Annotated in this window: 10 protein-coding genes; 3 read left to right on the top strand and 7 right to left on the bottom strand. The window is 36.6% G+C overall.

The annotated features are described in order from the left end of the window. Positions 1-332 precede the first annotated feature (332 nt). Positions 333-1,052: a hypothetical protein gene (locus GH715_RS20545; RefSeq protein ID WP_153837128.1), complete on the top strand. Its 720-nt coding sequence runs from the start codon at positions 333-335 to the stop codon at positions 1,050-1,052. A gap of 111 nt (positions 1,053-1,163) precedes the next feature. On the opposite strand, the gene GH715_RS20540 is transcribed toward GH715_RS20545, so the two are convergent. From GH715_RS20540 to GH715_RS20530, 3 genes are all read right to left on the bottom strand, one after another. Continuing rightward, the gene (locus tag GH715_RS20540) at positions 1,164-1,523 is read right to left on the bottom strand and encodes a HesB/IscA family protein (protein WP_018930818.1); all 360 of its coding nucleotides are present in this window, start codon (positions 1,521-1,523) and stop codon (positions 1,164-1,166) included. Positions 1,524-1,618: 95 nt separating this feature from the next. Beyond that, positions 1,619-2,473, bottom strand: coding sequence for a diaminopimelate epimerase (gene dapF, locus GH715_RS20535; protein ID WP_153837129.1), 855 nt, complete (start codon positions 2,471-2,473; stop codon positions 1,619-1,621). Positions 2,474-2,489: 16 nt separating this feature from the next. Further along, complete coding sequence (locus GH715_RS20530; RefSeq protein ID WP_338029428.1) at positions 2,490-2,735, bottom strand: DUF1450 domain-containing protein; 246 nt, start codon at positions 2,733-2,735, stop codon at positions 2,490-2,492. A 194-nt stretch (positions 2,736-2,929) separates the two neighbouring features. Between GH715_RS20530 and GH715_RS20525 the strand changes: the two genes are divergently transcribed. Then, positions 2,930-3,160 carry a NifU family protein gene (locus GH715_RS20525; protein WP_018930821.1) on the top strand — a complete coding sequence of 77 codons (231 nt, stop codon included), beginning with the start codon at positions 2,930-2,932 and terminating at the stop codon, positions 3,158-3,160. Between the two features lie 177 nt (positions 3,161-3,337). On the opposite strand, the gene thrB is transcribed toward GH715_RS20525, so the two are convergent. From thrB to GH715_RS20505, 4 genes are all read right to left on the bottom strand, one after another. After that, entirely contained in the window at positions 3,338-4,246 is a 909-nt protein-coding gene (gene thrB / locus GH715_RS20520) for a homoserine kinase (protein WP_153837131.1), read from the bottom strand. Beyond that, positions 4,243-5,304, bottom strand: a complete 1,062-nt coding sequence (gene thrC / locus GH715_RS20515) for a threonine synthase (RefSeq protein WP_153837132.1) — start codon at positions 5,302-5,304, stop codon at positions 4,243-4,245. Before thrC ends, thrB begins: the two co-directional genes overlap by 4 nt. Before the next feature lie 5 nt (positions 5,305-5,309). After that, a complete protein-coding gene (locus GH715_RS20510) occupies positions 5,310-6,602 on the bottom strand; it encodes a homoserine dehydrogenase (RefSeq protein ID WP_153837133.1) in 1,293 nt (430 codons plus the stop codon). A gap of 157 nt (positions 6,603-6,759) precedes the next feature. Beyond that, positions 6,760-7,731: a protein kinase family protein gene (locus GH715_RS20505; protein WP_163578811.1), complete on the bottom strand. Its 972-nt coding sequence runs from the start codon at positions 7,729-7,731 to the stop codon at positions 6,760-6,762. Between the two features lie 82 nt (positions 7,732-7,813). Between GH715_RS20505 and GH715_RS20500 the strand changes: the two genes are divergently transcribed. After that, entirely contained in the window at positions 7,814-8,326 is a 513-nt protein-coding gene (locus GH715_RS20500) for a phosphatidylglycerophosphatase A family protein (RefSeq protein ID WP_018930826.1), read from the top strand. The last annotated feature ends 509 nt before the right edge of the window (positions 8,327-8,835 follow it).

The raw sequence follows: 8,835 nt of genomic DNA, 5'->3' as shown, positions 1-8,835 counted from the left end.
GCTACAACATTTGTCAGATCAGGCAATTTGAGTTGTTATCCCTTTGAAAATGCAAGGTATGGCATTTGAAATTACTAATAAGGTTAATAAAACCCAATATGCTTTTTCTATTATTCGTTGTAGAACAAGAATAGCGAAGACGACCGTTTCGACTCCTTTAGCGTTAGCTGAAGAGCATGCCCCTTGGAAAGTGAAACGGTCAGCCGTAGCGGTTGCCTTGCACTATCTAACTTTCAAAATGGCAACTCCTTATCTCCACATCACCTAGGTCCATTATCTATTTCTATGCTTTAGCATATAATGATAAAAAAATGCTTGAGGTGATGTTATTTATGGGACTATTTATTAATCAATCTGAACATCAAGGTGTATTTCAACATAAAGAAGAGATTGAAGATATCTCAAATCAAAGTTATTTTAAAACAGATTACTTTGCTGAAATAATTCAAGCTCAGAAAAACTTTAATGAGTCCTTAACTAAAGAAGTAAAAGATATTAAACGAAGGCATCAGCAAAACGAGTTTACGGGATTTAGAAAATGGAAGGAACTTAGCAGCAGACTAGAACATTTATATAACAAAACGGCAAACCATGACAAATTTGAACTGGAAGTGAGGAAGTGGTTACAAGTGCTAGATGAGAAAAATCAAGAAATCATACGTTTAGTGCAAGATGAAAAAGATGTAAAACAGGAGTATATCGAAGACAAATTAAATCAAGTTAGTCAGTCCAATCAAGAAATCATAAGTCAACTTTCGGACTATAAGTCATCCTCGGAGCAGCTTAGTTCTCAGATTAATGAAATGCATATGTTACATCAACAAATGGCAGAGCAAATTTCTAAACAGGATGAAAAACAAGATAAAGTGCTAGACAGTTTTGAAAATCAAGAAGCCTTGCTAGAAAAAACATTTAGACAGCTAGATAATCTTCGTTCGATTTTATTTGAGCGAACCTATCATATTGTAGAAAAGATAGAAAACAGTTGGAAACCACTAAATTTTATGATACCGGGGAAAAACAAGGAGTCGAAAGAAAAGGCTAATAAATAATTTTCGCCAGCATAACCCCAAAATTAAACCCCCGACACCAAAAAGTTGTCGAGGGTTTCTCTATGTTTTTCTCAATTCACAAAGTAGTATGAACGATCAGCTAATACTTGATTAACAATTTTCTGGCGTACCTGCTCGTTCCTTCGCTTTAAACGATGAGCCACAACCACAAGAAACAATGGCATTCGGATTATCGATCGTGAATCCGCCACCCATCATGTTCTGTTTAAAATCGATGGTTGTTCCTTCAATCACATCAATATCAAACTTCTTGATTGTTAATGGGATACCATTTGATTCCTCCGTATGATCTAATTCTTCATTCACATCATAATCAAATCCTAGTGAATAAGAAAGACCACTACATCCGCCACCTTTGACGCCAAAACGTAAACGTACTGTTTCAGAATCTTCTTCTTTCATCATTTCTTCTATTTGATGTCTTGCGTTATCCGTAATATTAATAACCATAGAAAAAAAACTCCTTTTTCTAAGTACTTGTAATACTTATTGTATGATCAAGTATACAAACTCAAGCATTGTAATTCAATATTTTTGTTTTGGATTTACTCCATGAAAAATGTTCCTTCAATCGTTGTTTCTGCTTTGCCGCGCATCCAGACATGGTCATCTGCTGCCCAAGTAATATATAAATCCCCTCCAGCTAAATGAACGGTTATCTCTTTTCCTTTTTCTAATTTACCATTTAAAATCGCTGCTACGACCGAAGCACAAGCTCCAGTACCACATGCCTGTGTCACACCTGATCCGCGTTCCCATACTCGAAAATGAATTTTCTTGTCATTCACTTGCTCAATAAACTCAACATTGACACTTTCAGGAAATCGTTGATCTTTTTCAATAATTGGTCCCAAAGTTGTTAAAGGTGCTTCATTTATATCATCCACGAAAAAAACAGCATGCGGATTCCCCATCGAAACTGTGGTAACTTCCAGTTTTTCGTCTTGAACTTCAAATGGCTCAGCTACAACCTGGTCCTGGTCCACACCTAACATAGGAATTTCCGATCGTTTTAATATCGGCACACCCATATCAACGGTTACTTCCTTTACTTGTGATCGGTCTCCGTGTACTTCTGCACTAACATTTCCTGCTTTTGTTTCGATTGTAAATTGTTTTTCGTCTACTAATTGATGTTCATAAGCATACTTTGCTACACAACGCAAACCGTTGCCACAGTTTTTTCCTTCTGAACCATCTTTGTTAAAAATGCGCATACCAACATCGGCTTTATCAGTAGGATGTATTAATATTAAACCATCAGATCCAATTCCTGTATCTTTATCTGCAACAGCTATTGCCAAATCGGCCAGAATATTTTCTTGTAGTGGAAAGTCAAATACATTGATAAAAATGTAACTGTTTCCCAGTCCATGCATTTTGGTAAAAGGTATATTCATTTCTTTATCTCCTTTTTTATAACTGGTCCATTAGCTCATTATCGATATAATCGTTAATATTATCTAATAATTGCTCTGGAGTATCTGCAGTGATTGGTTTTCCATTCACAATTGCTTTATGGTATAAGCGACAAATACCACAATAACTTGTACAACCATATTCTACTACATCTATATCAGGATCTTTTAATAATTGTTGTCGGACTTGCTCAGTACCTTTGGCAAGGTTTTTTACACAAAATCCAACTCTGATTCTTATCATCATTATATCACACCTTCAGTATATCTTAAGGTTCATCTGCCTAATATATTTTTAACACACTTTTATTTACAAATAAATGAATAACAGATAAAATGATATTGAAAATGTTTATCATTCATGTGACATATACCATAGCTTTATAAACAAACAACCTTTATAATAGAGTAGTAGTAAGGAAAGGAGAGTTTCCATTCATGGAAGAACAATCAGCTCAAGTACAGGAAGTATTAAATAAATTACGTCCATTTTTATTACGTGATGGTGGCGATGTCGAATTAGTCGATGTGGAAGATGGTATCGTTCGTTTACGTTTGATGGGCGCATGTGGTAACTGCCCAAGCTCAACCATTACTTTGAAAGCAGGTATTGAACGCGCACTAATGGCAGAAGTACCTGGAGTAACTGAAATTGAACAAGTATTTTAATTGTACATTATAAAAATGGAAACGAGTCTTACGTGAGAGTCGTTTCCATTTTTTTATTTCCATTTTAAAGAATCCTTGTCCTTCCAAATAATTTTGGTCCATGAGCATATTCCATTAAAAAAGAGAGATAAACCTGTTTTAAGAAGTTTATCTCTTATCAATAAGTAATCTCTATTGTTATTTTTTAATTTCTTCACGAATTTGTTCAACGAACGATCCGGTGTTTTCTACTTGTAGCGGGAGCCATTGATATTCTGGGTATTCTGCTTTCCACTTTTTGACGAGAGAAAATACTTTTTTATCATCCACCACTGCAATCATCGTCGGACCTGCTCCACTTAGAAAAACACCATAAGCTCCTTCATTTAAATAGCTGTAAAGCTCATCATAGTGAGCAATTAATGCTTTTCGATATGGCTGATGAAAAGGATCTTTTTCCATCATCTCACCTAATGTTTCCCAATCGCCTTGGCAAATAGCCGCTACACTTACATTCGCTACACTGCTGGCTTGCACACTTTCTTTAAATGTAAATTGATCTGGTAATACAGCACGAGCATCCTTTGTTTTTAATTCAAAACTTGGAATCACCGCTACAAAAGTAACACCTTTTACTGGAATTTGAGTGTAAGACACTTTACCATCGTAATGACCAACCACACAGCCTCCTAAAAGAGATGGCGCTACATTGTCCGGATGCCCTTCAATATCTGTCGCAATTTGAAGTTTATCATCATCAGTTAATTGTAAATCCAATAAAATATTGGCTAATTCTATTCCAGCAATTATAGCTGTTGCACTGCTTCCTAATCCTCTTGCAAGGGGAATCTCACTCTTCATCTCAACACGGCAGGCAGGCATTTGATCCGGTCGGCCGTATTGGGTCGCCACTTGTTCCGCAATCTCATAGACTAAATTGTTTTTACCTGTTGGAATTCCTTCCAAACAGGCAGAACTAGCTATAAATTCCCATTGATCTGCTTCTGTTACATGTAATTCTAAATATAAGTTCAATGCCAAACCAATCGAATCAAAACCTGCTCCCAAGTTAGATGTACTCGATGGTACTTTTATCGACCAACTCATGCCTTGACACTACCTAAAATTTCATTGATGATCACTTCTTCCTCATTAGGCAAGACAGTCGGTTTTACTTCACTATAATTGATTGCTGTGTCTGGGTCTTTTAAGCCATTACCAGTTAAAACTGTAACAACTGTTGATCCTTTTTCTACTTTACCTTCTTTTAACTTCTTCAGTAAACCTGCCACAGATGCGCAAGATGCAGGTTCAGCAAATACTCCTTCATTTTGGGCAATCCATTGGTATGCTTCAATCATTTCTTCATCCGTAATTTCATCGATCTGACCATTTGATTCATCACGAGCGTTTACCGCACCTTGCCAGCTTGCAGGATTACCGATGCGAATAGCTGTACCTACTGTTTCAGGGTTTTCGAATACGCGATTATGCACAATCGCTGCTGCACCACTTGCTTCAAACCCCATCATTTTCGGTAAACCTGTTTGTTTCTTGTCATTATATTCTTTAAATCCTTTCCAATATGCCGTGATGTTTCCGGCATTACCTACAGGAATGAATAAGTACTCAGGTGCTTTACCTAGTTCATCACAAACTTCAAATGCTGCGGTTTTTTGACCTTCGATACGGTAAGGATTAACAGAGTTCACTAAAGCCACTTCACCTGATTCTGCTAATTTACGTACATAGCGCAATGCATCGTCAAAATTACCATCAATAGCATAAATTTCAGCGCCATACATAACTGCTTGTGCTAGTTTACCTTGTGCTATTTTTCCATCTGGAATAACTACGATACATTTCAAACCAGCTCTGGCAGCAAAGGCAGCAGCAGATGCTGATGTATTACCGGTAGAAGCACAGATAACTGCTTTTGCCCCCTCTTCTACAGCTTTTGCCATAGCCATCACCATACCACGGTCTTTGAATGAACCTGTTGGGTTTAAGCCGTCGAATTTTGCATATGCATTTATCCCATATTTTTCAGATAATGTTTCTAATTTGTATAAAGGTGTATTCCCTTCATATAAAGTTAACATTGGAGTTTTTTCAGTAATTGGTAATAATTCTTGATACTCTTTCAACAGTCCTTGCCATGCCATAGTCATTAATCCTCCCCATCGACGCGATAACAACTGATTATTTCATTAACAACGTCTAATCCTTTTAGATTTTCTCTACTATTTAATAATTGCTGTTTACTGATTTTGTGCGTAACCATTACAATTTCCGCCATTTTTTCTTTGTCAGAAGGTAATTGCAAGATCTTTTGGAAGCTCACTTTTTCATTGGTGAACACGTTTGTTATGTTTTGGAAAGTACCAGCTTCATCATCTACTTCCATACGAATGAAATATTGCATATACTTTTCATCATTTTCTTTTAATTGTTTTTCATATTGAGGAATGACATACTCATTTCCGGTAATACCAAGGCGGATATTTTTCACTACATCCATTAAATCGGAAACAACCGCTGTTGCAGTTGGCATACTTCCTGCACCTGGTCCGTAGAACATCGTTTCCCCTACTGCTTCACCATAGACATATACGGCATTAAATTCATTTTTTACTAATGCTAACGGATGATCTTTCGGTAAAAGTGTTGGCTCAACACTTACTTCTACTTTTCCATTATGGATCGATGCAATCCCTATTAATTTAATAGTATACCCTAAACTTGTCGCAAAAGTAATATCTTCTTGTGAAATTGTTCGAATTCCGGATACTTCTACATCGTCTAAGCCAATTTCCATTTTAAATGCTAGGTTCGCAAGCAGGGTCATTTTTCGCGCAGCATCTAATCCGTCCACATCTGACGTAGGATCTGCTTCGGCAAAACCAAGCGCTTGTGCCTCTTTTAAAACGGGTTCAAATGCTAATTCATCGTCGGTCATTTTGGTGAGAATATAGTTAGTCGTCCCATTAACAATCCCCATAATTTTTTGAATACGATCAGATGCAAGTCCTTCGGTTAAGGAGCGAATAATCGGGATACCACCAGCAACACTAGCATCGTATAAAATATCACAATTATTTTCTTTGGCTAATCGTAATAATTTCTGACCGTGGACCGCCATTAAATCTTTGTTAGCTGTAACAATATGTTTTTTATTACGGATTGCTTTTTCTAACAAAAGGTTAGTATCTTCAATTCCACCCATCACTTCGATTATAATATCGAGCTCCGGGTTATTAACTAATTCCTCTGGATTATCGGTTAGCCACTCTGGTTGAATGATAACATCTCGTTTCTTTTTCGTATCATTAACCAGAATTTTTTTTATTTGAATTTCACTACCAACTTTATATTTTATTTCATCAGCATGGCTTTGTAACAGCTTAACAACCCCTGTTCCGACTGTCCCAAGCCCACATAAACCAACATTAACTTGATCCATCTAGACGTCCTCCCTTTGTTTACGTTACGTGTACATCTGTTTATATATAGTGGACATTATACATGTGAATCCGATCTTTATCAAGGCACAATCGTCTAAAAATTAAAAAAATATACACCTCCATCTTTGCCAATGGAGATGCATTGATAACTATCTTCTACACATCTAACAACCAATCTAATTGTATACTATTTATTTCTCTTTGATCAATTCCGATTTGATAAAAAAATGTCCGCAAATTTTCTTCATAAACAGATTGATTTTCGACCAATTCTTCAATATCCAAATGATGATTAGCAGTTTGGCGGATTTGATCCATGGAATCCAATAAATGAATAGGAAAAATCAATCGAGCATATAATAGTTTCCATCCGAATGCTGATATTGGTATGTTAGATACATATCGTTGCAAGAATTGCTGACATTCCTGAGAAGATAGTCCATTCGGCGTTAGCATGTACTTCCTTAACTTCTCCGCCATGTCACGAACAGGATGATCATAAACAAAGCGATTACTCCAAATAAATACTTCACTCATATCACTTTGATAACGTCCGAAAGTAATCGAAGGCTGATCACTTTCATTAAATTGTGATTCTTGTTCGACAATATGCATATATTGAATTGCATTTTCTGCCAAACCAACGATATAGGGAAACATGTTGACAAATCCGCGGATAAAGGGAGATGCTGGTCGTTGTTGATATAATTGTTTATAAAGTGCCTCATATTGATCTATCTTGGTAATCCATAACTCTTTCCATCTTCCATAGCTGTTCATCGTACTTGGCTGATATGGATAGCCAAATCCAGTTTGATGAAAACCAGATAGTTTAGTGGCTTCTTCCCGTTGATCATCGTTATATATCGCATAACATAGCAAATACTTCTCCTTACCAATCGACGTAAGAAATTGATTGTGTACATTTGGAATTGGACAAGTAACATTTGTCCAGCCTTGTTGATGATAATGCGTTGCAATCGTATATAACTCAAGAGCAAATCGTTCTGTTATCGATGTAGGTATAATAAAATAATAATACGACTGATCTGCAAAAGTTAAATACGGTTTGTCTGAGACTTGTTTAGTAGGCACCTGAATTGGGTAGTGTAAGAATATAGGATGCACTGTATTTCCCCCTTTAATGTCTATATAATAAACTATATGTATACCATGAAATGAAAATGATGAATATAGGATGTGATCAAGTATGGCAAATGTACGAAAACAGACAGAATTAGAACAGAAAGCAAGGCAATGGTTAAAAGATCGAGGTGTCACCTTAGAGGATATTGCAGAATTAGTTTATTTTTTACAGAATAAATATCAGGATGAATTAACGTTAGAGCATTGTTACGAAAATGTAGACAAGGTATTAATGAAACGTGAAGTGCAAAATGCCATCATAACCGGTATTCAACTTGATGTTTTAGCAGAAGAAAATAAATTAGAGTCTCCTCTCCAGGAAATATTGGAAACAGATGAAAGTTTGTATGGTATTGATGAAGTGATTGCATTGTCGATCGTTAATGTCTATGGTTCGATCGGATTCACGAATTATGGATACATCGACAAACAAAAACCTGGAATTCTTGAGAAATTAAACGATAAATCTCAAGGTTGTCACACCTTTTTAGATGACATCGTGGGTGCAATCGCAGCTGCTGCCTCATCTAGGTTAGCCCACAGTGCAGCCAACGAACAATCCATAGATGACGAATAAGAAGGTATACCTCTTTTTCGATAATTAATCGAAGGAGGTATACCTTTTTACTTTTTTATAGATTTCAATGCTTTATTTTAGCACTTTTATGAAATAATAATCCAAGCAGCCGCAGTGGTGGTCAAGTTTCTAATATTTCATCATTACTATCAAAGTAATAATGGACCGGCAGGGGTTGCCGGTTTTTCTTATCAGGTAGGAAAACGCGGCATGATAGTGTTTTTGTATCATAGGTGGTCATTTTGAAATGATATGTAGACGAAAAGCATCGCTCCGGCTGCCCGCTTCCCTTTCCGTGGGGGTTTACCTTCAGCTAACTTTTGTAAAGAAGATCACGCTGATCCCACAGGAGTCGAAGCGGGCGGCCTCCGCTATAAAGCAGCTCTACAACGTAAGTGACAGCAAACTTTTTGAGATTTTATACAATGTAAAAAAAGACTTAATGTCCGTACGTAAAAAAAATGTAGATGGTTATTTAGCGTAGGCGTCCACTTCGACTCCTGTGGGAT

The organism is Gracilibacillus thailandensis, assembly GCF_010994055.1.
GTDB lineage: Bacteria > Bacillota > Bacilli > Bacillales > Amphibacillaceae > Gracilibacillus > Gracilibacillus lacisalsi.
The sequence above is the reverse complement of the archived record's forward strand: the minus strand, read 5'-3'. Positions and strand labels throughout refer to the sequence as shown.